The 25,281-nt window shown below is 68.2% G+C and carries 22 protein-coding genes and 1 pseudogene; 11 read left to right on the forward strand and 12 right to left on the reverse strand.

Annotated elements, in window-relative coordinates; translation table 11 throughout:
- Positions 1-67 precede the first annotated feature (67 nt).
- Complete coding sequence (locus CYR75_RS08405; RefSeq protein WP_101499635.1) at positions 68-1,036, reverse strand: sigma-54-dependent transcriptional regulator; 969 nt, start codon at positions 1,034-1,036, stop codon at positions 68-70.
- Complete coding sequence (dusB, locus tag CYR75_RS08410) at positions 1,033-1,980, reverse strand: tRNA dihydrouridine synthase DusB (protein WP_101500953.1); 948 nt, start codon at positions 1,978-1,980, stop codon at positions 1,033-1,035. Before dusB ends, CYR75_RS08405 begins: the two co-directional genes overlap by 4 nt.
- Positions 1,981-2,261: 281 nt before the next feature.
- On the opposite strand from dusB, the gene CYR75_RS08415 reads away from it, so the two are divergent.
- From CYR75_RS08415 to CYR75_RS08425, 3 genes are all read left to right on the forward strand, one after another.
- The gene (locus CYR75_RS08415; RefSeq protein WP_101499636.1) at positions 2,262-2,855 is read left to right on the forward strand and encodes a COG3650 family protein; all 594 of its coding nucleotides are present in this window, start codon (positions 2,262-2,264) and stop codon (positions 2,853-2,855) included.
- 150 nt (positions 2,856-3,005) lie between these two features.
- Complete coding sequence (locus tag CYR75_RS08420) at positions 3,006-5,150, forward strand: YjbH domain-containing protein (protein WP_101499637.1); 2,145 nt, start codon at positions 3,006-3,008, stop codon at positions 5,148-5,150.
- The gene (locus CYR75_RS08425; protein ID WP_101499638.1) at positions 5,147-5,848 is read left to right on the forward strand and encodes a YjbF family lipoprotein; all 702 of its coding nucleotides are present in this window, start codon (positions 5,147-5,149) and stop codon (positions 5,846-5,848) included. The genes CYR75_RS08420 and CYR75_RS08425 overlap by 4 nt, the downstream gene beginning before the upstream one ends.
- Positions 5,849-5,983: 135 nt before the next feature.
- On the opposite strand, the gene CYR75_RS08430 is transcribed toward CYR75_RS08425, so the two are convergent.
- The 4 genes from CYR75_RS08430 to CYR75_RS08445 form a co-directional block, all read right to left on the reverse strand.
- Complete coding sequence (locus CYR75_RS08430) at positions 5,984-6,193, reverse strand: hypothetical protein (RefSeq protein ID WP_376780309.1); 210 nt, start codon at positions 6,191-6,193, stop codon at positions 5,984-5,986.
- A gap of 196 nt (positions 6,194-6,389) precedes the next feature.
- The gene (locus CYR75_RS08435; RefSeq protein WP_101500954.1) at positions 6,390-7,202 is read right to left on the reverse strand and encodes a metal ABC transporter permease; all 813 of its coding nucleotides are present in this window, start codon (positions 7,200-7,202) and stop codon (positions 6,390-6,392) included.
- On the reverse strand, positions 7,171-8,001 hold the full coding sequence (locus CYR75_RS08440) for an ATP-binding cassette domain-containing protein (protein WP_101499640.1): 831 nt from the start codon (positions 7,999-8,001) through the stop codon (positions 7,171-7,173). The genes CYR75_RS08435 and CYR75_RS08440 overlap by 32 nt, the downstream gene beginning before the upstream one ends.
- Positions 7,998-8,471, reverse strand: coding sequence for a transcriptional repressor (locus CYR75_RS08445; RefSeq protein ID WP_225972654.1), 474 nt, complete (start codon positions 8,469-8,471; stop codon positions 7,998-8,000). Before CYR75_RS08445 ends, CYR75_RS08440 begins: the two co-directional genes overlap by 4 nt.
- A 77-nt stretch (positions 8,472-8,548) precedes the next feature.
- Between CYR75_RS08445 and CYR75_RS08450 the strand changes: the two genes are divergently transcribed.
- Entirely contained in the window at positions 8,549-9,463 is a 915-nt protein-coding gene (locus CYR75_RS08450) for a zinc ABC transporter substrate-binding protein (protein WP_101499642.1), read from the forward strand.
- Positions 9,464-9,537: 74 nt separating this feature from the next.
- Positions 9,538-9,714 (forward strand): hemin uptake protein HemP, encoded by a 177-nt coding sequence (gene hemP, locus CYR75_RS08455; protein ID WP_101499643.1) that lies wholly within the window; start codon positions 9,538-9,540, stop codon positions 9,712-9,714.
- A gap of 86 nt (positions 9,715-9,800) precedes the next feature.
- On the opposite strand, the gene CYR75_RS08460 is transcribed toward hemP, so the two are convergent.
- Positions 9,801-11,609, reverse strand: coding sequence for a pseudouridine synthase (locus CYR75_RS08460; RefSeq protein ID WP_225972655.1), 1,809 nt, complete (start codon positions 11,607-11,609; stop codon positions 9,801-9,803).
- Positions 11,610-11,745: 136 nt separating this feature from the next.
- On the opposite strand from CYR75_RS08460, the gene CYR75_RS08465 reads away from it, so the two are divergent.
- Positions 11,746-12,198, forward strand: coding sequence for a nucleoside deaminase (locus CYR75_RS08465; RefSeq protein WP_225972656.1), 453 nt, complete (start codon positions 11,746-11,748; stop codon positions 12,196-12,198).
- 11 nt (positions 12,199-12,209) lie between these two features.
- Here the strand turns inward: CYR75_RS08465 and CYR75_RS08470 are convergent, their stop codons facing one another.
- On the reverse strand, positions 12,210-14,399 hold the full coding sequence (locus CYR75_RS08470; RefSeq protein WP_101499645.1) for a primosomal protein N': 2,190 nt from the start codon (positions 14,397-14,399) through the stop codon (positions 12,210-12,212).
- A gap of 120 nt (positions 14,400-14,519) precedes the next feature.
- On the opposite strand from CYR75_RS08470, the gene fsa reads away from it, so the two are divergent.
- The 5 genes and pseudogenes from fsa to CYR75_RS08495 all read left to right on the forward strand — a co-directional run bounded on the left by fsa (position 14,520) and on the right by CYR75_RS08495 (position 19,101).
- Positions 14,520-15,176 carry a fructose-6-phosphate aldolase gene (gene fsa / locus CYR75_RS08475; protein WP_101499646.1) on the forward strand — a complete coding sequence of 219 codons (657 nt, stop codon included), beginning with the start codon at positions 14,520-14,522 and terminating at the stop codon, positions 15,174-15,176.
- Entirely contained in the window at positions 15,173-15,865 is a 693-nt protein-coding gene (locus CYR75_RS08480; RefSeq protein WP_101499647.1) for a DUF484 family protein, read from the forward strand. Before fsa ends, CYR75_RS08480 begins: the two co-directional genes overlap by 4 nt.
- Positions 15,862-16,791 carry a tyrosine recombinase XerC gene (locus tag CYR75_RS08485; RefSeq protein WP_101499648.1) on the forward strand — a complete coding sequence of 310 codons (930 nt, stop codon included), beginning with the start codon at positions 15,862-15,864 and terminating at the stop codon, positions 16,789-16,791. The genes CYR75_RS08480 and CYR75_RS08485 overlap by 4 nt, the downstream gene beginning before the upstream one ends.
- 50 nt (positions 16,792-16,841) lie before the next feature.
- Positions 16,842-17,549, forward strand: coding sequence for a CDP-alcohol phosphatidyltransferase family protein (locus CYR75_RS08490; protein ID WP_101499649.1), 708 nt, complete (start codon positions 16,842-16,844; stop codon positions 17,547-17,549).
- Between the two features lie 77 nt (positions 17,550-17,626).
- A pseudogene (locus tag CYR75_RS08495) lies at positions 17,627-19,101 on the forward strand (ABC transporter substrate-binding protein).
- 54 nt (positions 19,102-19,155) lie between these two features.
- On the opposite strand, the gene CYR75_RS08500 reads toward CYR75_RS08495, so the two are convergent.
- The 4 genes from CYR75_RS08500 to uvrA form a co-directional block, all read right to left on the reverse strand.
- Positions 19,156-20,082 carry a lytic transglycosylase domain-containing protein gene (locus CYR75_RS08500; protein WP_101499650.1) on the reverse strand — a complete coding sequence of 309 codons (927 nt, stop codon included), beginning with the start codon at positions 20,080-20,082 and terminating at the stop codon, positions 19,156-19,158.
- Positions 20,083-20,248: 166 nt separating this feature from the next.
- Positions 20,249-21,010 (reverse strand): hypothetical protein, encoded by a 762-nt coding sequence (locus CYR75_RS08505; RefSeq protein WP_101499651.1) that lies wholly within the window; start codon positions 21,008-21,010, stop codon positions 20,249-20,251.
- Positions 21,011-21,142: 132 nt separating this feature from the next.
- Positions 21,143-21,925: a L,D-transpeptidase gene (locus CYR75_RS08510; protein ID WP_225972657.1), complete on the reverse strand. Its 783-nt coding sequence runs from the start codon at positions 21,923-21,925 to the stop codon at positions 21,143-21,145.
- Positions 21,926-22,100: 175 nt separating this feature from the next.
- The gene (gene uvrA, locus CYR75_RS08515) at positions 22,101-25,010 is read right to left on the reverse strand and encodes an excinuclease ABC subunit UvrA (RefSeq protein WP_404825345.1); all 2,910 of its coding nucleotides are present in this window, start codon (positions 25,008-25,010) and stop codon (positions 22,101-22,103) included.
- Positions 25,011-25,281: the final 271 nt, after the last annotated feature.

Consider the following 25,281-nt stretch of genomic DNA (forward strand, 5'->3'; position numbering starts at 1 on the left):
TTGCGCCGCTTGCCCCTGCCGCGTCTTGTTGCAACAGCGTGACGATTGTCAGGCTGTTGTGACCGTTTTACATCACCCGACGGCTGCGTGTCACCTGAATATTCCGCTCAGCCAGTTTCTTGCGCAGCGTATTGCGGTTCAGGCCCAGCAGTTCGGCGCAGCGCAGCTGATTGCCGCCGGTCGCGTCCAGCGCGATGCGCAGCAGCGGCGTCTCGATCTCGCGCAGGATGCGATCGTAAAGGCCCGGCGGCGGCAGCTGGTCGCCATGCAGATCGAAATAGCGTTGCAGATGCGCGGCGACCGAGGCGGCAAGCTGGCCCGTAGCCTCCAGCGGCAGCGGGTCGGGTGAGAGCGCGTCAGGCGCATCCAACTCGCTCGCAAGCACCGGCCCCTGGCCGGTGGCGGCAAGGCGGCGGATCAGCAGGTCCAGCTCTCGCACATTGCCCGGAAAATCGCGCTGCGCCAGCGTGGTCAGCAGATCCTCGCCCATGGTCCGGCCGGAATGCCGCGCGGTCAGGTGCCGGGCCAGCAGCGGCACATCCTCGCGCCGCGCCGAGAGCGGCGGCACCGTGACGATGGCTCCGGAGAGGCGGTGAAACAGATCCGCCCGCAACCGCCCGCGCGCGACATCACGGCGCGGATCGAAGCCGCCGGTGGCGATCAGACGCGGGGTATCATCCGCTGCGCGGTCCAGCAGCGCCACCAGCCGCGCCTGCGCTGACGGGTCAAGCTCGGCGGGGTTTTCGATCACCAGCGTCCCGCCGCTCGCGCTGTCGATGGCGCGCTGTATGGCCTCGGGTCCGTTGGCGGCATCAAGGGTCAGTGCCGTCGCGGTCCGGTCCGACAAGCGATGCAGAAGCTGCGCGAAGGCGGTCTTGCCCACGCCCGCCTCGCCCACCAGCATCACCGGCAGGTCGCTAACCGCCAGTTGCTCGATCCGGCGAAACAGCGCCTGCATGACTGGCGTCTCGCCCACCAGCGCGCTGTCGGCCGGGCCACCGGCATTGTCGGCGGCGAGGGAGAGCCTGCGGCTCATGCCGCGCGCGACAGCTGCGGGCCGGGCGCGTCGGCAAAGACCTCGGCGATCAGCCGCAGCGTCTCGGCGGGGCTGGCGGCGCGGAACAGCCGGTCCTTGCCCGCGGCGCCCGCGACATCGGCATACCAGCCCAGATGCTTGCGGGCGACGCGCAGGCCGGGGTCGGTGCCGTAAAACGAGATCATGTCCTGATAATGCTCGCCCACCAGATCGGCCAGCGCCGCGCCCTGCGGGATGAGGGGCGCGGGCGTGCCGAAAACCTCATGCGCGATCTGCGCCAGACGCCAGGGCGCGCCCTGCGCGCCGCGCCCGACCATCACCGCCTCGGCCCCGGATTGCGCCAGCGCCTGCCGGGCGGTCTGACCGTCCACGACGTCGCCATTGGCGACCAGCAGCGGCCGGCCCGGCAGATCGGCCACCGCGCGGATCGCCGCCCAGTCTGCCCGGCCCTTGTAGAACTGCGCCCGCGTCCGCCCGTGGACGGTCAGCATTTGCACGCCCGCATCGCGCGCCCGCGCGGCAAGCGTGGCGGCGTTGCGGCTGTCATCGTCCCAGCCCAGCCGCATCTTCAGCGTGACCGGCAGATCGACCGCCGCCACCACCGCCTCGATCAGCGTCAGCGCGTGGTCGAGGTCGCGCATCAGCGCCGCGCCCGACAGCCCGCCCGTCACCTTCTTGGCCGGGCAGCCCATGTTGATGTCGATGATTCGCGCGCCCATCCCGGCCACGATCCGCGCCGTTTCGGCCATCGGCTGCGCCTCGCGCCCGGCGATCTGGACCGAGACCGGCACCCCCGCCTCGGTCAGCGCCCGCGCCCGGACCGAGGCACGGGGCGAGGGGCGCGAGGTCACCATCTCGGACGAAGCGACCATCTCGCTGACCACCAGCCCGGCGCCAAAGCGCGCGACCATGCGCCGGAACGGCAGATCGGTGATGCCCGCCATCGGCGCCAGAAACACCGGCACGCCCAGCGTCTCGGGCCCGACGGTCAGCCGGGTTGCCTGAGGGATTTTCGGAACTGCCACCACTGTCACCGTCTCGACGTCTTGCGGATTGTTGCGCGGCGGCCCGGCCAGCAACACCGGCCGGATCCCGCCTAAAGGAAATGCCGTGTCGCGCTTGCCGCCTTTGACAGGATTACGCTATGCCAAGGGCCAAGGAAACGGCCAATTGCCGCCCGACAGGGGCAGGTCGACCACGACAACCGGAACAAGGGAACCGCCCGATGAAATTTCGCCTCGTCTTTGCCCTGCTGCCTCTGGCGCTTGCCGCCTGCGACGAACAGGCCATGCAGGACTTCCGTTTCCCCTGGGACAAGCCGCTCGAGGCCGCGCCCCCGGCCGAGCCGGTCGATCCGATGAAGACCCCGCTGGTCACCCCGGCGGTTTCGCCCCGCGATGTGCCGATCGAGGTCGAGGGCGAGCGCAAGCCCGCCGTCAACGCTGAAACCACGACCCTGAACACCACCGCCTTTGTCGCACGCGGAAACGAGCCCTTCTGGCGCGTCGATGTCGCGGGCACAACGGCGAATTATCAGACCCCGGACAACCCGAAGGGCCGCGCCATCTCCGTGCGCCGGCTGGTCTATGCCAAGGGCGTCGAATATGTGGGCACGCTGAATGGCTCGGCCTTTGCGGTGAACATCCGCGGCGCGGCCTGCGTCGACAGCATGTCGGGCGAGAAATTCCCGATGACCGCGACCCTGCGCGTCGGCGGCAAAAGCCTGACCGGCTGCGCCTCGCCCGCAGCCGAGGCCAGCGCCACCGCGAGCCCAGCCGCCAAGCCCGAGGCCAAGCCCGCAGCCGCCGCGCAGGGCTGAGCGCGCGACCGCGATCTCGCACGCCACGCGCAACGACGCCACAGCGGCGCGGAATCTCGCCACCGCCCTTTCCTGCGGGATTGGCGCGGCGGCGGGCTGCCCCTATAGTCGCCGCGACTGGCCCATCACCGGCCCATTAAAGGAGCGTCCATGCATCGCCCCCGCTTTCGACCGTTGCTGCTGACCACGACGGCGCTGCTGACCGCCTCTGTCACCGCGCTTGGGGTGCCGATGACGCTGTCGGCGCAGACGCTGAACAGCTATGGGATGCCGGGCGCCATCGACACGCCCACCGCCGTCGCCCCCGCCGAGGGGCAGTTTTCCGCCGATGTCAGCTACAGCGATTACGGGCGCCGCGTCACCACCAGCTTTCAGGTGCTGCCGCGCCTGACCACGGCGCTGCGCTATTCGCGGATCAAGGGCATCGATCCGAACCGGGACGCGCTGTATGACCGCAGCTTCGACATCCAGTTCCAGGTGTTCGAGGAATCCGGCTGGCGACCCTCGGTCGCGGTCGGTCTGCGGGATTTTCTGGGCACCGGCATCTATTCCAGCGAATATCTGGTCGCGACCAAGCAGGTGACGCCATCGATCCGGGTCTCGGGCGGGATCGGCTGGGGCCGGCTGGCCGGCGCATGGCGGCGCACCGATTACAATGACGAGGGCGGCAAGCCCAAGGTCGAGGACTGGTTCAGCGGCCCGGCCCGGCCCTTCGCCTCGATCGAGTGGCAGGCGACGGACAAGCTGTCGGTGCTGGCTGAGTATTCCAATGACGATTACGAACCCGAATCCGACGCCGACGGGACCGAGCCGCCGGATGGGCGGCTGAATCTGGGCGTGAATTACCGTCTCGGCGACACCTATCAGATCGGCGCCTATACCATCGGCGGCGACACCTTTGGCATCCGCGCCAGCGTGGCGCTGAACGCAAGGCAGCCGCAATACCCGTCCGGGCTGGAGCCCGCGCCCGCGCCGGTGCGTCCCCGCCCCTCGCCCGCCGCCGATCCCGACGGCTGGTCGGGCGCGTGGTCGGCCGATCCGACCGCGCAACCGGCGATCCAGACCGCGCTGAGCACGGCGCTGGCCAAGGAAGGGCAGGTGCTGGAATCCATGTCGCTCTCGGCCAACCGGGCCGAGATCCGCATCCGCAATACCCGCTATCCCATCCAGGCCGAGGCGATCGGCCGGGCCGCCCGCCTGATGACCCGCGCCCTGCCGCCTTCGGTCGAGACCTTCGTCATCACCTCGATGAAAAGCGGGATCGCGACCTCTTCGGTGGAGCTGCGGCGCTCGGATGTCGAGGCGCTGGAAAACACCGCCGCCGCGCGCATCGCGCAGCGGGCCAATATCCTCAATGCGCCGCAATATCCGGGCGATCTGCTGGCCTCGCCGGGGATCTATCCGAAATTCAGCTGGCGGCTGGCGCCTTACGGCGACATCGGCCTGTTCGACCCGGACGAGCCCTTCCGCTATGAGCTGGGGGCTGAGCTTTCGGGGCGTTACGAGATCCTGCCCGGCCTGATCCTGAAGGGCCGCGTCCGCCAGCGGGTGATCAGCACGCAGAAGAAAAAGGCCCCCAAGGGCTACACCATCGACGAATATCTGGCGCTCGATTCCGATCAGCGCACGGCCGAGAACAACGGCGTGCCGCGGGTCAGGTCCGACACCCGCATGTTCGCCGGCAATGGCGGGCCGACGGTGCCGGAACTGACGCTGGCTTGGTATGCCCACCCGACGCCCACCACCTATACGCGGGTGACGGCGGGCATGATCGAGCGTGCCTTTGGCGGCGTTTCGGCCGAGGCGCTGTGGAAGCCGGTCGATTCTCGGCTGGCCCTGGGGGCCGAGGTCAACCGCGTCCGCAAGCGCGACTTCGACAGCGTTCTGGGCTTTCAGGATTACGAGGTCACCACCGGCCATGTCTCGGCCTATTACGATTTCGGCAACGGGATCTGGGGGCAGGTCGATGTCGGCAAATATCTGGCCGGCGACAAGGGCGCGACGGTCTCGCTCAACCGCGAATTCGCCAATGGCTGGCGGATCGGCGCCTATGCGACCAAGACCAACCTCAGCGACGAGCAATACGGCGAAGGATCGTTCGACAAGGGCATCACCATGTCGGTGCCGCTGACCTGGGCGCTTGGGACCCCCAGCACGCAGCGGGTCACCGGCGATCTGCGCTCGCTGTCGCGCGACGGCGGCTCTCGCCTGCGGGTCGATGGGCGGCTCTACGAGACGGTGCGCGAAACCCACAGCGGCAAGCTGTATGAAGGATGGGGACGGTTCTGGCGATGACAACGGGTCGTATCTGGCAATTCTGCGCGGCCCTGGCCGTTCTTGGCGTGGCGGGCTGCGGCAGCGACCGGGCCGCGGACGAACCCTCGATCTATGGCGCGCTGAAGGACGCGGCCGCGCCTGCCCTCGCCCGCGCCACCGGCGGCGGCGAGGCCCCGGCCCCGGCCGCGCCGCCAAACCCCGACCAGATGGCCGCCCGCGCGCTGGCCGCCAATCCCGCGCCGCTGATTCTGGCCGGGCTGGAAAGCAGCGGGGCCACGCAGGTGATGGCGATGACCGGCGAAAACGCCGGGATGCGCAGCTATATGAGCCCGAACATGCAGGCGCTGATCCTGCGGGGCGGCATCCTGACCGGCACCAAGGGGCTGGGCCATGACCTGTCGGTTGTCGATGGCGACAGCCCGTCCCTGATCCGCGCCCGCCGGGCCGGTCAGGCGACCCGCATCCACCGCTATATCAGCGGCGACGGGGTCGAGCGGCCCTTGCCGATGACCTGCAATGTCACGGTCGGCGGCGCGAAAAGCTTTGCCTTTGCCGGCCGGTCATGGACCGCGACACAGGTCGGCGAAAGCTGCCGCAGCGGCGCGCTGACGGTCGAGAATTCCTATCTGGTGACAGCGGACGGGCAGATCCCGGTCTCTCGCCAGTGGATCGGCCAGCAGCTCGGCTATGTCACGCTGCAGACCATCCGGCCCTGAGCGGCCTTCGCGATCTGACTGGAACGCCCGGCGCATCCCGCCGGGCGTTTTTTCATGCCGCGTTGCGCTGGCGAAAGTCAGAAACGAAAAAGGGCCGGCGCAAGCGCCAGCCCTTCGGAAAATATCCTGTAAGGATCAATCCGAATCGTCGTCGTCCGAAGCGACTGCGGCGATGACGCCCAGCAGCAGCAGGGCCGGAACAACCAGGCCTGCGTTCGAGGTTGCGGGCTGGCCGGCGTCGACGACGACGGGCTCAACTTCCACAACGGGGGCGACGTAGCCACCGGCCAGAGCCGACGATGCGGTCAGGGCCAGAGCGGCGGCGAAGGTAGCAAATTTGGTCATGATCATGCTCCGTTTGGTCTTGTGAAGGCTACTGTTTCCAGCAGCATCGTCGCGACAGTCTCACAATCGGCGAGGCTTTGAAAGCGGGTTAACTGTCCCTGCCAAGCTGGTTTGCCCCGACTGTTGCATATTTCACAACACCCTGTTTGGTGCAGAGTTCCTCCCCACACAGGGCGTGCGGGGTAAAACGTGACATTTATGCCAGCCCCCGCCGAAACGGCAGCATGACCAGAAAAATCGCTGCCGCCGCCGCGATGATCGACGGCCCGGCCGGGCTGTCGGCAAACAGGCTCGCCCCCAGACCGACGCCCACGGACAGCACACCGACCAGTGTCGCGATCAGCGCCATCTGTTCCGGGCTGCGGGCGAAACCACGGGCGGAAGCGGCCGGAATGACCAGCAGCGCCGAGACCAGCAGCGCCCCCACGACGCGAATCGAGACCGCGACGATGATCGCCATGGCCAGCGTCAGCAGCAGCCGCTCGGTCGCCGGACGGATGCCGGCGGCCATGGCGAGCTCCTCGTTCACCGTCGCCGTCACCATCGCCTGCCAGCGCCAGGCCAGCACGACCAGCACCACCGCCGCCCCGCCCCAGACCCACAGCAGATCGACCGGCCGGACCAGCAGGATATCGCCGAAAAGCCAGGCGTTGAGATCGCCGCGCAGCCCCGGCACGAAACTTGCCGCCACCAGCCCGGCGGCCAGCGCGCCATGCGCCAGCACCCCCAGCGCGGTGTCCACCGCCTCGCCCCGCCCGGCCAGATGCGCGACCAGCCAGCCCATCGCCAGCGCCACGCCCAGCGTGCCCAGATAGACCGGCCCGCCCAGCGACAGGCTCAGCGCGACGCCCAAGATCGCGGCATGGGCGGTCGCGTCGCCGAAGTAGGCCATGCGCCGCCAGACCACGAAACAGCCCAGCGGCCCGGTCGCCAGCACCACCGCCAGCCCGGCCAGCGCCGCGCGGATCAGGTAATCGTCAAGGAGCAGAGTCACAGGCGTCCCCGTCATGGTCATGGCTGCACCCGCCCTGCAGCGCGGGCTCGCCCAGCCCGTCATGGGCGTGGTCGTGGTCGTGGCGATACAGCGCCAGAGTCTGCGCGGAATCGGCACCGAACAGCGCCTGATATTCTGGTGCGGCACTGACCGCCTGCGGCGTGCCGTGGCAGCAGACATGCCCGTTCAGGCAGATGACGTGATCCGAGGCCCGCATGACGACCAGCAGATCATGGCTGACCAGCAGCACCGCCGCGCCGGTTTCCTGCCGGATCTCTTCGATCAGGCGATAGAAGGCGACGATGCCGGGCTGGTCCAGCCCCTGCGTCGGCTCGTCCAGCACCAGAAGCTGCGGCCGGTTCAGCAGCGCCCGCGCCAGCAGGACGCGCTGGAACTGCCCGCCGGACAGCCGCCCGATCTGGCGCGCCCCCAGCCCCTCGACCCCGGTCCGGGCCAGCGCCTCTGGCGCCTCGGCATCGGTGACGCGGCGGGGCAGCGACAGAAAGCGGCGCACCGTCATCGGGATGCGGTGATCGACATGCACGCGCTGCGGAACATAGCCGATGCGCAGCCCCGGCTGGCGCCACAGCCTGCCCGCGCTCAGCGCGACATGGCCCAGCAGGGCGCGGACCAGCGTCGATTTGCCCGATCCGTTCGGGCCGACCACGGTGACGATACGGGCGGGCGAAATGGACAGATCGACATCGCGCAGCGCCGGGCGGTCGGCGCCCGGCAGCCGCACGCCCAGCCCCTCGGCGACGATCAGCGGCGCGGGGTCGTTCGTTTGCGGGGGCAGAATCTCGGCCGCCGTCATGCCGCCTCGCTGCAGGCGGCGCAGAGGCCGAGGGCCTCGATGGTGGTGCGCTCGACGGTGAAGCCGGCGCTGGCGGTGTCGGCTTCCAGCGCGGCGCGCAGGCTGGTCGCGTCCAGCTCTGCCACGGTCTGGCACAGGCGGCAGATCAGGAAGGCCGGCGCATGTCCGCCCGCGCAAGAGGACTGGCAGGCGGTAAAGGCGTTCAGCCGCTGGACCCGGTGCGCGAACCCGTTCTGCACCAGAAAATCCAGCGCCCGATAGGCGACGGGGGGCTGCTTGCCCAAACCCTCGACGGCGAGCCTGTCCAGCACCTCGTAGGCGCCCATCGCGCGGTGCTGTTCCAGCAGGATTTCCAGCACCCGACGCCGCACCGGGGTCAGCCGCAAGCCGCGATCGCGGGCGACACCCTCGGCCCGCGACAGCGCGGCATCGGCGCAAAGCGCGTGGTCATGCTGCTCGAATGCGGTCATGTTATCCTGTAACATTTCGGTTGACTTGTTATCTTATCACCTAGAGCTTGTCCGCCTGTTTCACAAGGAAAGATCCGATGCGCCTTGCCCTGACCTTCGCTATCTCGCTGTTCGCCCTGCCCCTCGCTGCGCCAGTCGCGGCCGATCCGCCGCAGGTGCTGGCCGATACTCGGGTGACGGGCGCGCTTGTCCAGCAGGTGCTGGGTGATCTGGGCGAGGTCGAGGTGCTGCTGGACAAGGGCAGCGATCCGCATGACTTCCAACTGCGGCCCAGTCAGGCGCGTGCGCTGCAACAGGCGGAACTGCTGGTCTGGATCGGGCCAGAGCTGACGCCGTGGCTGTCACGCGGGGCCGAGACCCTCGCGCCCGAGCGGCGACTCGCGCTGCTCGCCACCCCCGGCACCACGCTGCGATCCTATGGCGAGAGCGACGCGCATGAGGCCGGCGATGGCCACGACCACGCGCCTGGCAGCATCGACCCGCACGCCTTGCTCGACCCCACCAACGCTGCGGTCTGGCTGGACGAGATCGCCGGGCGGCTGTCCGCGCTCGACCCCGCCCACGCGTCCGCGTTTGCGGAGAACGCCGAGGCGGCGAAGCAGCAGATTGCGCAGCTCGATGCCCGGCTGACCGCCCTGCTGGCCCCGCTCGCCGGGCAGCATATCGTCACCTTGCATGACGCTTACGGCTATTTCACCGCGCATTATGGGCTGGCCGAGACGATCCCGGTGTCACTGGGCGATGCCAGCGCGCCCTCGGCCGCGCGGATTGACAAGATTCGCCGCCAGATCACCGCCCATCAGGTCCGCTGCGCCTTCCCCGAGGCCAATCACCCCTCTGCGGTTCTGGACGCCGTGACGTCGGGCAGCCCGGTCACGCTGGGCGAGCCTCTCGACCCCGAAGGCAGTCAGATCGACGCGGAATCAGGGTTCTACACCGAATTGCTGAGCCAGCTCGCCGAGCGGATTCATGCCTGCCTCAGCGCGCGGTGACATTCCTGACAAAAACGCTTTGACAACTTTCGCGCGGCCATGCACAGTCACCCCATCAGCGAACAGGAGACGACATGACCGCGACCCGCCCTTCCGAGTTTTGCCGCCCCTGCGCGATGCCCGTCAACAACCTGCCTTTGCATGACGCGGACCATCTGACGCAGGGCGGTAACCAGGCCCTGATCGTGCTGAACGAGCAGGTCTATAACCTGCGGATCACCAGAGCCGGAAAGCTGATCCTGACGAAATAAGATCGGGCGCCGACCGAGAGACCCGCTCTCGGTCGGCCACGCCTGCATCTGTCTGCCCGAGGCGCCGGCCGCGGGAGAAGCGTGTGCTACGACGACCGGGGCCCACGCGGCCCCTTCGGTCCGCCGCCGCCCGGCCCGCCACGCGGCTTGCCGCCACCGGCACCGCCCACGCCCGAGCCACCCGGCTTCGGTCCGCCGCGGCTCGGCCCACCGCTCCTCGGTCCACCAGTGCCAGGCCCGCCCGTCCTCGGTCCGCCAGTCTTGGGCCCACCCGGCCCGCGCCCGCCACCGCTAGGCGCACCGGAGCCCGGCCGGCCAGAGCCGTAACCACCCCCACGCGGACCCCCCGGCCCGCCCGCGCCCGCCGAGCCCTGCCGCGGCCCCTTGGCCGGACCGCCGTGATATGGCTTCCGCTCGCCGTCACGCGGGGCATAAGGCTTCCGCTCACCGTCTCGCGGGGCATAAGGCTTCCGTTCGCCATCCTCGCGGCGTGCGTAAGGCTTCTGCTCCCCATCGCGCTTGGCATAGGATTTCCGCTCGCCATCGCGCGGGGCGTAAGGTTTCCGCTCACCATCTCTCGGAGCATAGGGCTTGCGCTCTCCATCTTCGCGACGCGCGTAGGGCTTCTGCTCCCCATCGCGCCTGGCATAGGGCTTTCGTTGCTCATCGCGGTCGCCATAGGGTTTCCGCTCGCCATCCTCGCGCCGCGCGAACGGCTTGCGCTCTCCGTCCCGCTGACCAAAGGGCTTCCGCTCCCCGTCGCGATCCGCAAAGGGCCTGCGTTCGCCATCACGCTTGGCGAAGGGCTTCCGCTCGCTGTCGCGGTCGCCGTAGGGTTTTCGTTCCCGGTCCTCACGCCGCGCGAAGGGCTTCCGCTCGCTGTCGCGATCACCGTAGGGCTTCCGCTCCCCGTCTTCACGCCGCGCATAGGGCTTCCGCTCACCATCACGCGCCGCGAAGGGACGCCGCTCGCCGTCGCGGTCGCCATAGGGCTTCCGCTCTCCATCCCGCCGCGCGAAGGGTCTGCGCTCGGCGCAATCCGGGCCGGGGCCTCTGTCCTCGCCTGCGGCGCCGCGGTCGCGGTGGGGGCGGTCCTTTTGCTCGGCCTCGCCGGTCAGCAGGCCGCCAAGCTGGTCGCGCAGCATCCGGCGTTTGACCTCGCGGACCTCGTTCGGCTCCAGCCCGGTCAGCTTGAACGGGCCGTAGCCGATGCGGATCAGACGGTTCACCTGCAGCCCGACATGGGACATGGCGCGGCGGATCTCGCGGTTGCGACCCTCGCGGATGCCGACGGTCAGCCAGGCATTGGCGCCCTGCTGGCTGTCCAGCTTGATCTCCATCGGGGCGAAATCCTCGCCGTCGATCGAGGCGCCGCGGCGCAGCGGGGCGAAGGTCAGGTCGTTGGGCTGGCCGTTCACGCGCACCCGATAGCGGCGCAGCCAGCCGGTCGTCGGCAGTTCCAGCCGCCGCTTCAGCTCGCCGTCATTGGTCAGCAGCAGCAGCCCTTCCGAGTTCAGGTCGAGCCGTCCGACCGACATCACCCGCGGCAGGTCGCGGGGCAGCGCGTCGAATACGGTCTGGCGGCCCTTTTCGTCCGCCTCGGTCGTCACCAGCCCGACGGGCTTGTAATAGAGCCAGAGCCGCGTCTCCTGCGGCGCCTCGAGCGGCGTGCCGTCGACGGTGATCCGGTCGGCGGGAGTCACGTCAAGCGCCGGGCTGTCGATCTTGCGGCCATTCACGCTGACGCGCCCCTCGACGATCATGCGCTCGGCCTCGCGGCGGCTGGCGACGCCGGCGCGCGCCATCACTTTGGCGATGCGGTCGGTGTCGGCGGGTTTTTCGGGGGTGGATTCGGCCGGAGTCGGGGTCGAAGTCGGATCGGTGGGGCTGGTCATGGCGATTCTCCTTGGCGCATCGCTGCGGCGAAACGAACCGCATATGCGGCCGCGTGAGCAAAGGAAAGGGATTCCCTGCCGCCAAGGTTCCGAGAGTTCGGCTTGCCAGCCGGCGCGGGCCGCGCGACAAACCCGCATGGTCCGCTTCATTTCCCACATGCCGCTGGCGCTGTCCGAGGCGCGCGCCGCCGCCGCCCGGGGCGAGGTGCCGGTGGGCGCGGTGATGACCGACCCGCACGGCCATGTCGTCGCCAGCGCCGGCAACCGCACGCGAGAGCGCCACGACCCCACCGCCCATGCCGAGATCGAGGTGATCCGCGCCGCCTGCCAGCTGGCCCGGTCCGAGCGGTTGCCAGGCTATCGGTTGTGGGTGACGCTGGAACCCTGCCCGATGTGCGCGGGGGCGATTTCGGCAGCGCGGATCGAGACGCTGTATTACGGCGCCGACGATCCGCGCATGGGCGGCGTGCGGCATGGCGCGCGGGTCTTCGACCATCCGCAATGCCACCACCGGCCGGAGATCCATGACGGGATCGGCGCGAAGGACTCGGCCTCTCTGTTAAAGCAGTTTTTCAGCAATCGGCGGTAGCGCATTGACAGTCATAGAAAACTCTGCGGGTCGATGTCCACCGACAGCCGCAGATTTGTCGGCGGCTTGAGCTGCGCCAGCCAGTCCGCAATCGCCCGCTGCACCGGGGCCTGACGCGGCGCGCGGATCAGCATTCGGACGCGGTGGCGGCCCCGGATCCGAGAAATGGGCGCGGGCGCAGGCCCGTAAAGCTCGGCCCCCGCCTCGCGCAGGGGGGCGGCGCGGCTGGCCAGCTCGCGGGCGAAATTGCTTAGGATACCGGGATCTGGATGGGACAGGATGATCCCGGCCAGCCGGCCAAAGGGCGGCATCCCGGCCGCCTGCCGCTGCGCCGCCTCGGCGTTCCAGAAGCCCTCATCATCGCCGGCGAGGATGGCGCGGATCACCGGATGCTCGGGCTGGTGCGTCTGCAGCAGCGCCAGTCCGGGACGCTCTCCGGGCAGGCGACCGGCACGGCCGGCGACCTGACGCATCAGTTGAAAGCTGCGCTCGGCCGCGCGCAGATCGGCGCCCTGCAGGCCCAGATCGGCGTCGATTACTCCGACCAGCGTCAGGCGGGGGAAATTGTGCCCCTTTGCAACGATTTGCGTGCCGATGATGATGTCGGAATCGCCTTGGGAGATGGCGGCGATGGTCTCTTTCAGCGCGCGGGCCGAGCCGAACAGGTCGGACGACAGGATGGCCGCCTTGGCGTCGGGAAAGCGGCTTTCGACCTCTTCCGCCAGCCGCTCCACGCCGGGGCCGATGGGCGCCAGCCGCCCCTCGACCTTGCACGAGGGACATTCGGTCGGGATCGGCCGCGATTCGCCGCATTGGTGGCAGACCAGACGGTTCTGAAAGCGGTGCTCGACCATACGCGCATCGCATTGCTGGCAGGCGATCTGCTCGCCGCAGGCGCGGCAGATGGTCACCGGCGCATAGCCGCGGCGGTTCAGGAACAGCAGCGATTGCTCGCCCCGCGCCAGCCGGGCCTCGACCGCGCCGGCAAGCGTGGGCGAGATCCAGCGACCGCCCGGCATGTCCTCGGCGCGCAGGTCGATGGCGGCCATGTCGGGCAGTTCGGCCTCACCATAGCGCGCGCGCAGATCGAGCCGGGCGTATTTGCCGCTGGCAGCGTTTACCCAGCTTTCCAGACTCGGCGTGGCCGAGGCGAGGATCACCTGCGCCGACGCCCCCGCCGCCCGCAGCACGGCCATGTCGCGGGCTGAATAATAGACCACATCTTCTTGTTTATAAGAAGAATCATGTTCCTCATCCACGACGATCAGGCCAAGGTCGCGGAAGGGCAGGAACAGCGCCGACCGGGCACCCACGACCAGTTGCACCTCGCCTTGACCCGCCATGTGCCAGACCCGCCGCCGCTCGCTGCGCGAGATGCCGGAATGCCACTCGGCCGGGCGGGCGCCGAAGCGCGCCTCGACCCGGTCCAGAAACTCGACCGACAGCGCGATCTCGGGCAGCAGCACCAGCACCTGACGGCCCTGCTTGAGACAGGCGGCCACGGCTTCCAGATAGACCTCGGTCTTGCCAGAGCCGGTGACGCCGCGCAGCAGCGTGGTGCCATAGCTGCCCGTCGCGATCGTGGCCCGCAGCGCCTCGGCCGCCGCCTGCTGGTCGGGCGCCAGCGGCTTGCCGGGCAGGTCGGGGTCGAGCCGGGGATAGGGCGCGTCCTTGGGCGCGCTATGCTGCACCAGTGTCCCGGCGGCGACCAGCCCCTTGACCACGCTGGACCCGACGCCGGCCAGCTGCGCCAGCTCGGCCGGCGCGAAACCCGCGCCGCCGTGGTCGTCCAGCACGCGCAGCACGGCTTCCCGCGCCTCGGTCATGCGCTCGGGCGGCGGACCGGCGCGGGCGATCACCTGCCGCTCGGCCGGGGGCTTTTCCAGATCGGGCGCGCGCAGCGCCATGCGCAGCATCTGCGGCAGCGGCGTCAGCGTGTATTCGGCGGCGCGGGTCAGGAAATCGCGCAGCTCGTCCGACAGCGGCTCGGCCTCAAGCGTGCGGATCACCGGGCGCAGCTTGGCGGCGTCAAAGCCGCCCTCGCCCTTGCCCCAGACCGCGCCGATCACCCGGCGCGGCCCCAGCGGGCACAGCACCAGCTGGCCGTCCAAGACGCCGTCCTCGGGGGCCAGATAATCCAGCAGCCCGACCGGTTCCGTGACCAGCACGCCGATGCGCGCCCCCTGTGGATGAAAGCTCATTCTGTCCGCGATGGTTGGCAAGGCCGGCAGACTGCCCAAAGCCCCGGCAAAAAACAACCCGCCGACTTTCCGGCGCTCCCGCGATAGGCTATCACGCAACAAACCATTCAGGAGAGCGTCATGAAATTCTTTGTCGATACCGCCGATGTCGATGCCATCCGCGAATTGAACGAGCTGGGCATGGTCGATGGCGTGACCACCAACCCCTCGCTGATCCTGAAATCGGGCCGCGACATCACCGAGGTCACCCGCGAGATCTGCGAGATGGTCGATGGCCCGGTCTCGGCCGAGGTGGTCGCCGAAAAGGCCGATGACATGATCCGCGAGGGCAAGCTGCTGGCCGAGATCGCCGAGAACATCGCCATCAAGGTGCCGCTGACCTGGGACGGGCTGAAGGCCTGCCGCGCGTTGTCGGATGACGGCCACATGGTCAACGTGACGCTGTGCTTTTCCGCCGCGCAGGCGATCCTGGCCGCCAAGGCCGGCGCGACCTTCATCAGCCCCTTCATCGGACGTCTGGACGACATCCATCTGGACGGGATGGACCTGATCGAGGACATCCGCACCATCTACGACAATTACGGCTACGAGACGCAGATCCTTGCCGCCTCGATCCGGTCGGTCAATCACATCATCGAATCGGGCCGGATCGGGGCGGACGTCATCACCGCCCCGCCCGCCGTCATCAAGGCCATGGCCGGACATCCGCTGACCGACAAGGGGCTGGCGCAGTTCAACGCCGACTGGGCCAAGACCGGGCAGAAGATCGGGAAATGACCCACAGCGCGCTGAGCCCCGAACAGCGCCAGGCCCTGCTGGACGATCCGGCGGCGATCCTGTCGGACCGCGACCTGATGCGCGCCATCGTCGGCGCTCATGAGGCCGATGCCGGCGACAATGTCATCGACATTCGCGGCCGCGCGATGAGCGCGCTGGAAGCGCGGCTGGACCGGCTGGAGGCGGCGCATGAAAACGTCATCGCCGCCGCCTATGAAAACCAGTCGGGCATGGCCACCATCCACCGCGCCGTGCTGTCGCTGCTGGAGCCAGTCGATTTCGACGGTTTTCTGGAAAACCTTCAGGGCGATGTGGCCGACATCCTGCGCATCGACACGCTGGTTCTGGTGATCGAGACCGCGACCAAGGAAGGCCAGCCGGAACTGGGCGGGCCGCTGACCATGGTGCCGGCGGGAACGGTCGCGCAGGCGATGATGGGCGACCGTCGCGGGCAACATTGGCCCGACGTGATCCTGCGCCGCGTCAGCCGCGTGACCGAGCCGCTGCATGGCGGCCCGGTCGCGTCCGAGGCGCTGATCCGGCTGGACCTTGGGCCGGGGCGGATGCCGGCGCTGCTGCTGATGGGCGCGGACGAGCCGGGCCGCTTCTCGCCCGCGCATGGCACCGACCTGCTGCGCTTTTTCGGGCAGGCCTTCCGGCTGCTGCTGCTGCGCTGGCTGGAGGAATGACCGCGCCGCTGGCGCTGACGCCCGCGATGGCGGATGCGCTGGCGCAGTGGTTGCAGGGCCAATCGGCCGCACGCGACCGGTCCGCCCATACCATCGCCGCCTATCGCGACGATGTGATCGCCTTTCTTGGCTTTCTGGGCGGCTATCACGCGCAGGGCGCGACGCCGGCCTCGCTGGCCGGTCTGAGGCAGGCGGATATGCGGGCCTTCGCCGCCGCCGAACGCGGGCGGGGGCTGTCGGCGCGCTCGCTGGCGCGTCGGCTGTCGGCGGTGCGCAGCTTCCTGCGCTGGATGTCGGACCGGCACGGCTATGACCTGTCGGCGGCGCTGTCGATGCGCGGGCCGCGCTATCAACGCTCGTTGCCTCGACCGCTGGCGGTGGCGCAGGCGCGAGAGCTGCTGGACCACGCCCGCCAGCATCACGACACGCCCTGGATCGCGGCCCGCGATGCCGCCGTGCTGACGCTGCTCTACGGCTGCGGGCTGCGGATTTCCGAGGGGCTGGCCCTGTGCGGCCGCGACTGGCCGCTGCCCGATGTGCTGACCATCCGCGGCAAGGGCGGCCGCGAACGCCGGGTGCCGGTGCTGCCGGTCGCCCGCGACGCCATCGAAACCTATCTGCGGCTTTGCCCCTATACGCTGACCCCTGACGAGGCGCTGTTTCGCGGCGCGCGCGGCGGGCCGCTGCGGCCGGGGGTGCTGGAAGGTGCCATGGCGCGGATGCGGCAATCGCTGGGTCTGCCGCCGACGGCCACGCCCCATGCGCTGCGCCACAGCTTTGCCACGCATCTGCTGTCGGCCGGGGGCGATCTGCGGACGATTCAGGAACTTCTGGGCCATGCCAGCCTGTCCACGACGCAGGTCTATACCGATGTCGACGACGTCCGCCTGCTCGAGATCTATCGCCGCGCCCATCCCCGCGCATGACCGCGCGTGCCGGGTTGCGCGCCGAGGGCCAGAGTGCGAAAACGCGCGCCATGCAAATTCGTCTGAAAGCCCTGCTCGTCCATCTGCTGACCGCCACCGGCGCCGTCTTGTCCATGCTGGCCATGCTGGCGGCGGTCGAGGCCGACTGGCCGCGCATGTTCTTCTGGCTGATCATCGCGCTGGTGGTGGACGGGATCGACGGGCCGCTGGCGCGGCGCTATCACGTCAAGGAAAACTGGGCGCTGTATGACGGCGTGCTGATGGACCTGATCATCGACTTTCTGACCTATGTCTTCATCCCCGCCTTCGCGCTGTTCGTGTCGGGGCTGCTGCCGGGCTGGACGGGGTGGCTGGCGATCATCGCGATCACCTATGGCTCGATCCTGTATTTCTCGGATACGCGGATGAAAACGCAGGACAATTCCTTTGCCGGTTTCCCCGCCTGCTGGAACATGGTGGTGCTGGTCCTGTTTGCGCTGAAGCCCGCCTTCTGGGTCAGCCTGGCGATCGTGGTGATCCTGACCTTCACCATGTTCACCAATCTGAAATTCATCCACCCGGTCCGCACGCAGCGCTGGCGGGCGGTCTCGCTGCCCATGTCGGTGGCATGGGTCGGGTTTTCGGTCTGGGCGATCATCGTCGATTTCCATCCAGCCAGCTGGGCGATCTGGGGGCTGGTCGTCACCAGCCTGTGGCTGATCTGCGCCGGCATCCTGCAACAGGCGATCCCGCCGCGCGGGGGCCGCGCCACAAGCTGAACCCCTTGGCTGAAATTCCTTGATTGCGGAAAATATACCCCCATGATGGCGCCTGACATCGCTTTTTGGGGGGAACAATGTTCCATAACTGGACCGCCACCGCCGTCACGGCGCTAAGCCTGCTGGCCGCGCCCGCGCTTGCCGCGCCGGATTCGATCACTCTGGGCATGGTGCTGGAACCGCCCAGCCTCGACCCGACCGCCAATGCCGCCGCCGCCATCGACGAGGTGGTCTATGCCAACCTGTTCGAGGGGCTGACCCGGTTCGGCCCCGACGGCACCATCCAGCCGGCGCTGGCCGAAAGCTGGGAGGTCAGCGAGGACGGCAAGACCTGGACCTTTCACCTGCATGAGGGCGTGACCTTCCATGACGGCGCCGAGTTCGATGCGTCCGACGCGGTTTTTTCGCTTGACCGCGCCCGCGCGCCGGAGTCGACCAACGCGCAAAAGCAGTTGTTCGAGGGGATCACGGAGGTCGAGGCCGTCGATCCCAGCACGCTGCGGATCGTGCTGGACGCGCCGGACGGGACCCTGCCCTTCAAGCTCGCCTGGGGCGACGCGGTCATGCTGGACCCGGCCAGCGCCGAGACGGCGGCCAGCAAGCCCATCGGGACCGGCCCCTTCCGCTTTGTCGACTGGAAGCAGGGCGATTCGATCCAGCTTGCCGCCTATGACGGCTATTGGGGCGACAAGCCCGCGCTGAGCAGCGCCACCTTTCGCTTCATCAGCGATCCGACCGCCGCCTTTGCCGCCATGATGGCCGAGGATGTGGACGCCTTCCCGATCTATCCCGCGCCCGAGACGCTGGCCCAGCTTGGCGCCGATCCGCGCTTCAAGGTCATCGTCGGCACCACCGAGGGCGAGACGATCCTCGCGCTGAACAAGGCCGTGCCGCCGCTGGACGATGTGCGCGTGCGTCAGGCCATCGCCCATGCCGTCGACCGGCAGGAGCTGATCGACGGCGCCATGTTCGGCTATGGCACGCCCATCGGCACCCATTTCGCGCCGCACCACCCGGATTACGTCGATCTGACCGACCGCTCGGCCCATGACCCCGACGCCGCCCGCGCGCTGCTGGCCGAGGCCGGGGCCGAGGGGCTGAAGCTGCGCCTTGCCCTGCCGCCCACGCCCTATGCCCGGCGCGGCGGCGAGTTGCTGGCAGCCCAGCTTCGCGATGTCGGGATCGAGACCACGATCACCAACATGGAATGGGCGCAGTGGCTCGAGACGGTGTTCAAGGGCAAGGATTACGACATGACCATCATCAGCCATGTCGAGCCGATGGATATCGAGATCTATGCCCGCGACGAGTATTACTTCAACTATAACAACCCGGAGCTGAAAAAGGTGATGGCCGAGGCGCGCACCACCGTCGATGACGCCAAGCGCTCTGACCTGCTGAAAGAGGCGCAGCGGATCATCGCGGATGATTACGCGAATATCTACCTGTTCCAGCTCGCCAAGACCGGGGTCGCCAATGCCAAGATCGAGGGGCTGTGGGAAAACACCCCCACCCCGCCAACGATCTGACCGGGGTTCACTGGGTCGATTGAGCCGCCAAACCGAGGAATGGGGGCGTCGCGTCTGCGGCGCCCTTTTTCGTGCGGTCAGTTCCGCAGCACGATGCAGGACAGCCCCACGGTGCGGGCCTTCTGGCAGAACAGGTTCGCTTCGCTGCGCGAGTTCCAGCCCACCTGCGCGGTATAGACCTTGCGCGTGCCCTTGCGCAGCGAGCGGCGGACATAGCTGACCTGCTTGGGGCCAAGGATCGGGCGCAGCGCCCGGTTCAGCCGCTGCACCTGCCCCTGCGCACCGCCTTTGGAGGGGTGAGAGGCCAGGATCACGCCCCAGGGCAGGACCGGCGACTGACCCGAGGGCGCGAATTCGCGCAGCTGCCGGTTGCCCGCCAGCCGGATGCAGGCATCCAGAAACGGCGCGTCGCCATCCAGCCGCAGATCCAGCTTGTCCGGGCCGGGCGGGTCCTCGCGCCAGCGCCAGGCGTTGAAGCCGGTGATCGCCTCGACATAATCCTGCGTCTCGTAAGGCAGCGTGCCACCGTCGCGCATGAAATCCGCCGCCCGCCGCTCGCCGCCATTATAGGCCACCGCCGCCAGCCCCAGCGAGCCATAAAAGCGGCTGAGGCGCGACAGATAGGACGCCGCGACCTGGATCGCCTCGGCCGGGTTAAAAGGGTCGTGCAGCCCGACGATCCGCGCGGTGCCGGGCATGAACTGCGCGATCCCCTCGGCACCAACGGGCGACAGGGCCGAGGGCTCGAACCGGCTCTCTTTCCAGATCAGGCGGGCGAGGAAATGCTTGTCCAGCCCCTCGCGAGAGGCGGCGCGCTCGATGGTGCGGCAGACGTCGGGGACATAGCTTGACACCTCGATGCAATGCAGCCCATCGGCGGTGCAGCGGCGGTCCTTGACCTCGGCCACCGGCGGCAGCCCATAGACCGCATCCACCGCCGGCCGCGCCTGCACCGCGCCCGCCGCCAGTCCCAACGCCGCCGCAACTGCCCACAACCGGCGCATCAAAGCCCCCTCACGCGTTCCACATTCGCTTGACCCCCGGACCTAGCAGATCGCGGCGGCGGGGGAAACGCTGGCAGGCCGGGGGTGGATCGGGATCGTCGGGCGGGGAGCGGAACGCGACACTACCGCCCGGCTGACCGGCAACGCGGCCCGCCTGCCCCATCGGTCAATCATCCAAAGCCGCGGCGGCGCGTCTGGCCTGACGGGCGGTCTTGCGGGCCTTGCGCTCGGCGCGGCGCAGCTTTTCCTCGGCCTTGCGGGCCTTTTTCAGCGCCTTCTTGCCCCCGAACTCGATGGCCGCGGCAATCAGACGTTCGCGCTTGTCATGGGCGCGGATGACCTTTTCGGCCCGCCGCTCGGCCTTTTCGGTGAGGTATTGCACCAGCTTGGCGCCGGTCAGAACCTCGTCGGCCTCGGTCTCGTCCGTGGGTTCGGCGGGCGCGGCAACGCCGTTCGTGCCGGGTGGGGCAGCGGTGCGGATGGCCGCAGGCTTGCGCGGGCCGCTGCCGCGACGGTCGGCGGCGGTCTTGCGCGGCAGACGGGCGGCGGGCTGGCGCTTGGCAGCTGCAACGCGCGGGGCGGCGGGCAGGACGGCGGCGCTGGCGCCTTCGGCCGGGGCCGCCTCGGGGGCGGCAGGCGGCGCTGATCCTTCCTCCGTGGCGGCGGCGTCCGGCTCCGCGCCCTCGCTGGCAGCGGCACGGCGCTGCAATTCGGCGCGGACGCGGCGAAGGGCAGCTTCCAGATAGTGACGCCGGTCGCCTTGGGTTGCATCGTCGCGGATCGCCTCGCGGGCGCGGCCCAGCTTGCCGACCAGATCATGCAAAGCCGCGTCGCCCAGCTTGCCGATCTGCGGTTTGCGGGTGCTTCTGGACCAGTCGAACTCGTCTTCGGTCAGTGCCTGTCGTTCCTGTAGGGCCAGATTCGCCATGCTCGATCCCCGCGCTGCTGAGCTATTGATAGCCACGCCGTCGGGCCTTGAAAAGCACCCCTCCGCGTGATCCGCGCAGCAAAAAGCCCCGGCCGACGGGCGACCGGGGCTGAATGGTGACGGCGTCGCAGATCAGCCGCGATAGGCGCTTTCAACCGGGCTCGCGCCAAAGGCCGCGGCCTCGCTCACGGGGGCCTGATTGACCGGCAGCGCATAGCCTTCGGGCGATTCGACCACCGGGCCTTCATAGCGGACGCTTTCGGCCTGGGTGCGGACCTTGACGCGGGTGCCGTTCGGCACGCGCTCGAACATGTCCATGATGTCCTGGTTGAACATGCGGATACAGCCCGCCGAGGTCGCCTTGCCGACCGAGGACGGGTCCAGCGTGCCGTGAATCCGGTAATAGGTGTCGCGGCCGTTCTGATAGAGATACAGCGCCCGCGAGCCGAGCGGGTTGTCGAGACCGCCCTTCATCCCGCCCTTCAGCGGGCCGTAAAGCTCTGGCTGGCTGCTGACCATGTTGGCGGTGGGCGTCCAGCTGGGCCAGGTCGCCTTGCGGGCGATGGTGCCTTCGCCGGCAAAGTTCTTGCCGGCCGCGCCCACGGCCACGCCGTAACGCTCGGCCATGCCGCCGTCCTGCACATAATACAGCACCCGCGCATAGGGGTCGACGACGATGGTGCCGGCGCCTTCGGGGCCGTTATAGGGCACCGTCGTCCGCATCGTGCGTTCGTTCAGATAGGCGGTCTTGATGGCCTTGATCTCGACAGGCTCGCCATTCGGCCCGATATCAGTGCGGGCCTCGTAATAGCTGGGGACGGTCTTGCTGGGCGCGGTCGACGCCGTCGGCTGGCTGGGCGCACAGGCAGCGAGCCCCAGCAGGACAGCAAGCGCGATGGGATAAAGGCGCATCATCGGTTCCTTTTGCTTCACGCGGCAGCGTTGCTGCGGCAGAGGAAATGGGTGGCGGGGCGCGTCGATGCGCCCCCATGTCACAGGGCTATCGCCCCGATATGTCATCAAAAGCAACCCTTGCGCCGGCGGGTTCCCGACCATTTGAACACAAGCGGCCCCGCGGCCACCATTCGTGTCACTTTTGCCGCAGTATCCGGGGTTTTCGGGCCTTTCCGCCGCCCCCGGCTGCCGCAGCCACCGGCACGCGGTCACTGACCAGCATCGGCGCGAGATAGTGTCCGGTGTGGCTGTCGGGACAGGCCGCGACCTCTTCCGGGGTGCCCACGGCCACGATCCGCCCGCCTCCATCGCCGCCTTCGGGGCCGATGTCGATGATCCAGTCGGCGGTCTTGATGACGTCGAGGTTGTGTTCAATCACCACCACCGTATTCCCCTGATCGACGATGTGGTGCAGCACCTCGAGCAGCTTTCGGACATCCTCGAAATGCAGGCCGGTGGTCGGCTCGTCGAGGATATACAGCGTCTTGCCGGTCGAGGCGCGGGCCAGTTCCTTGGCCAGCTTGACCCGCTGCGCCTCGCCGCCCGACAGCGTCGTGGCCTGCTGGCCGACCTTCACATAGCCCAGACCGACCTGCATCAGCGCGTCCATCTTGCGCCGGATCGAGGGCACCGCCTTGAAGAAGTCCTGCGCCTCTTCGATGGTCATGTCGAGCACATCGGCGATGGACTTGCCCTTGAACAGCACCTCGAGCGTCTCGCGGTTATAGCGCTTTCCCTTGCAGGTCTCGCAGGTGACATAGACGTCGGGCAGGAAGTGCATCTCGATCTTGATCAGCCCATCGCCCTGACACGCCTCGCAGCGGCCGCCCTTGACGTTGAAGCTGAAGCGACCGGGCTTATAGCCGCGGGCCTTGGACTCGGGCAGGTTGGCGAACCAGTCGCGGATATGGTCATAGGCGCCGGTATAGGTGGCCGGGTTCGAGCGCGGCGTCCGCCCGATGGGCCGCTGGTCGATGTCGATCACCTTGTCGAGGTTTTCCAGCCCCTTGATGGTCTGACACGGCGCCGGGGCCTGCCGCGTACCGTTGAGCCGCATCGACGCCGTCTTGAACAGCGTCTCGATGGTCAGCGTCGACTTGCCGCCGCCGGAAACCCCGGTCACGCAGACAAAGCGCCCCAGCGGAAACTCGGCGGTCACGTCATGCAGGTTGTTGCCGGTGGCGCCGACCACGGTCACGGATTTGCCGTTGCCCGCGCGCCGTTCCGCCGGCACCGCGATCTCGCGCCGGCCGGACAGGTATTGCCCGGTCAGGCTGGCGGGGTTCGCGGCGATTTCGGCGGGCGTGCCCTTGGCCACCACGCCGCCACCATGGACACCGGCCCCCGGACCCATGTCAAAGACGTAATCGGCGTGCCGGATCGCGTCCTCGTCATGTTCCACGACCAGAACCGAGTTGCCCTGATCGCGCAGCCCCTTCAGCGTGCCGATCAGCCGGTCATTGTCGCGCTGATGCAGGCCGATGCTGGGTTCGTCCAGCACATACAGCACCCCGGTCAGGCCCGACCCGATCTGGCTCGCCAGCCGGATGCGCTGACTTTCGCCGCCCGACAGCGTCCCCGCCGCCCGCGCCAGCGTCAGGTAATCCAGCCCGACATTGACCAGAAAGCCCAGCCTTTCGCGGATTTCCTTGAGGATCGCGCCGGCGATGGCGTTCTTCTGCACCGACAGGCTGTCCGGCACCGCCTGCACCCAATCGAGCGCCTCGTGAATCGATTTCTGCACCACCTGACCGATATGGTGGTCATGGATGCGGACCGACAGCGCCTCGGGGCGCAGGCGATAGCCGTTGCAGGCGCCGCAGGGGCGGTTGTTCTGGTAACGCTCCAGCTCCTCGCGGACCCAGGTCGAGTCGCTTTCACGCAGCCGGCGCTTCATGTTGGGGATCACGCCTTCGAACTGGCGGGTGACTTCGTAGATGCGGCCGGCATCGTCAAAGCGGAACTTGATCTCGTCCTTGCCCGAGCCGCGCAGGAACATGCTGCGGACCTCTTCCGGCAGGTCGCGCCACGGGGTTTTCTTGTCAAAGCCGTAATGCTTGGCCAGCGCGTTGACGGTCTGGGTCAGATAGGCGGATTTCGACTTGGCCCAAGGCGCGATGGCCCCGCCCGCGACCGACAGCGCCTGATCGGGCACGATCAGGTTCTCGTCAAAGAACAGCTCGACCCCCAGCCCGTCGCATTTCTGACAGGCGCCCATGGGCGCGTTGAAGGAAAACAGCCGCGGCTCGATCTCGGGCAGGGTAAAGCCAGAGACCGGGCAGGCAAAGTTCTCGCTGAAGGTGATGCGCTCGCTGTCGCCTTCGCTGGGGGCGGTCTCCAGGATCGCAATGCCGTCGGCCAGATCGAGCGCGGTCCGCAGGCTGTCGGCCAGCCGCGTCTCGATCCCCGGCGCGACCACCAGACGGTCGACCACCACATCGATGTCGTGACGGTATTTCTTGTCCAGCTCGGGCGGCTCGTCCAGCTCGTAGAAGGCGCCGTCGACCTTGATGCGCTGAAAGCCCTGCTTGCGCAGTTCAAGGAACTCCTTGCGGTATTCGCCCTTGCGGTCACGCACGATGGGGGCCAGCAGATAGCCACGCATCCCCTGCGGCATGGCCATGATGCGGTCCACCATGTCCTGCACCTGCTGCGCCTCGATCGGCAGGCCGGTGGCGGGGCTATAGGGGGTGCCGACGCGCGCGAAGAGCAGGCGCAGATAGTCATAGACCTCGGTCACCGTGCCGACCGTCGAGCGCGGGTTTTTCGAGGTGGTCTTCTGTTCGATGCTGATCGCGGGCGACAGGCCGCTGATGTGATCGACATCGGGCTTGCCGGCCATGTCGAGGAACTGCCGCGCATAGGCCGACAGGCTTTCGACATAGCGCCGCTGCCCCTCGGCATAGATCGTGTCAAAGGCGAGGCTGGACTTGCCCGACCCCGACAGCCCGGTGATCACGACAAGCTGATCGCGGGGGATATCCAGATCGACGTTTTTCAAATTGTGTTCGCGCGCGCCGCGAACCGAAATGAACTTCTGTTCCATCAAATGTCCTTTTTGCCCGCATCGAGGGCTTGCTGGCATCAGATAGGAACGCGCCGCGAAAACGCAACCGGAAAGAGGGAACGAAGCTGGAACGATAGGCGGCATTTCCGTGCGGACGGATGGGCTGCGCAGCCGCTTGCCGTGGCTTTCCGGCTGACCCTCGCGCAAGACAGACGCCTGATCACGCCAATGACGCGGCCCCAAACCCCTTAGCCTCAAAGCAAAACGCCCCGCCGGATCGCGGGGCGCGTGTGCGTGTTCAGAACCGGAG

The sequence above is a fragment of the Paracoccus jeotgali genome (assembly GCF_002865605.1).
In the GTDB taxonomy this organism is placed as follows: Bacteria; Pseudomonadota; Alphaproteobacteria; order Rhodobacterales; family Rhodobacteraceae; genus Paracoccus; species Paracoccus jeotgali.

Bases quoted from the DNA above. Each gene is read 5' to 3' on its own strand.
- CYR75_RS08425 (WP_101499638.1), top strand. From the start codon at position 5,147: ATGACAACGGGTCGTATCTGGCAATTCTGCGCGGCCCTGGCCGTTCTT.
- fsa (WP_101499646.1), top strand. From the start codon at position 14,520: ATGAAATTCTTTGTCGATACCGCCGATGTCGATGCCATCCGCGAATTG.
- CYR75_RS08405 (WP_101499635.1), bottom strand. From the start codon at position 1,036: ATGAGCCGCAGGCTCTCCCTCGCCGCCGACAATGCCGGTGGCCCGGCC.
- uvrA (WP_404825345.1), bottom strand. From the start codon at position 25,010: ATGGAACAGAAGTTCATTTCGGTTCGCGGCGCGCGCGAACACAATTTG.
- CYR75_RS08440 (WP_101499640.1), bottom strand. From the start codon at position 8,001: ATGACGGCGGCCGAGATTCTGCCCCCGCAAACGAACGACCCCGCGCCG.
- CYR75_RS08470 (WP_101499645.1), bottom strand. From the start codon at position 14,399: ATGAGCTTTCATCCACAGGGGGCGCGCATCGGCGTGCTGGTCACGGAA.
- dusB (WP_101500953.1), bottom strand. From the start codon at position 1,980: ATGGCGGGCATCACCGATCTGCCGTTCCGGCGCATGGTCGCGCGCTTT.
- CYR75_RS08505 (WP_101499651.1), bottom strand. From the start codon at position 21,010: ATGGCGAATCTGGCCCTACAGGAACGACAGGCACTGACCGAAGACGAG.
- CYR75_RS08435 (WP_101500954.1), bottom strand. From the start codon at position 7,202: ATGACGGGGACGCCTGTGACTCTGCTCCTTGACGATTACCTGATCCGC.
- CYR75_RS08420 (WP_101499637.1), top strand. From the start codon at position 3,006: ATGCATCGCCCCCGCTTTCGACCGTTGCTGCTGACCACGACGGCGCTG.
- CYR75_RS08485 (WP_101499648.1), top strand. From the start codon at position 15,862: ATGACCGCGCCGCTGGCGCTGACGCCCGCGATGGCGGATGCGCTGGCG.
- CYR75_RS08430 (WP_376780309.1), bottom strand. From the start codon at position 6,193: ATGACCAAATTTGCTACCTTCGCCGCCGCTCTGGCCCTGACCGCATCG.
- CYR75_RS08450 (WP_101499642.1), top strand. From the start codon at position 8,549: ATGCGCCTTGCCCTGACCTTCGCTATCTCGCTGTTCGCCCTGCCCCTC.
- CYR75_RS08460 (WP_225972655.1), bottom strand. From the start codon at position 11,609: ATGACCAGCCCCACCGATCCGACTTCGACCCCGACTCCGGCCGAATCC.
- CYR75_RS08490 (WP_101499649.1), top strand. From the start codon at position 16,842: ATGCAAATTCGTCTGAAAGCCCTGCTCGTCCATCTGCTGACCGCCACC.
- hemP (WP_101499643.1), top strand. From the start codon at position 9,538: ATGACCGCGACCCGCCCTTCCGAGTTTTGCCGCCCCTGCGCGATGCCC.
- CYR75_RS08465 (WP_225972656.1), top strand. From the start codon at position 11,746: ATGGTCCGCTTCATTTCCCACATGCCGCTGGCGCTGTCCGAGGCGCGC.
- CYR75_RS08500 (WP_101499650.1), bottom strand. From the start codon at position 20,082: ATGCGCCGGTTGTGGGCAGTTGCGGCGGCGTTGGGACTGGCGGCGGGC.
- CYR75_RS08480 (WP_101499647.1), top strand. From the start codon at position 15,173: ATGACCCACAGCGCGCTGAGCCCCGAACAGCGCCAGGCCCTGCTGGAC.
- CYR75_RS08445 (WP_225972654.1), bottom strand. From the start codon at position 8,471: ATGACCGCATTCGAGCAGCATGACCACGCGCTTTGCGCCGATGCCGCG.
- CYR75_RS08415 (WP_101499636.1), top strand. From the start codon at position 2,262: ATGAAATTTCGCCTCGTCTTTGCCCTGCTGCCTCTGGCGCTTGCCGCC.
- CYR75_RS08510 (WP_225972657.1), bottom strand. From the start codon at position 21,925: ATGATGCGCCTTTATCCCATCGCGCTTGCTGTCCTGCTGGGGCTCGCT.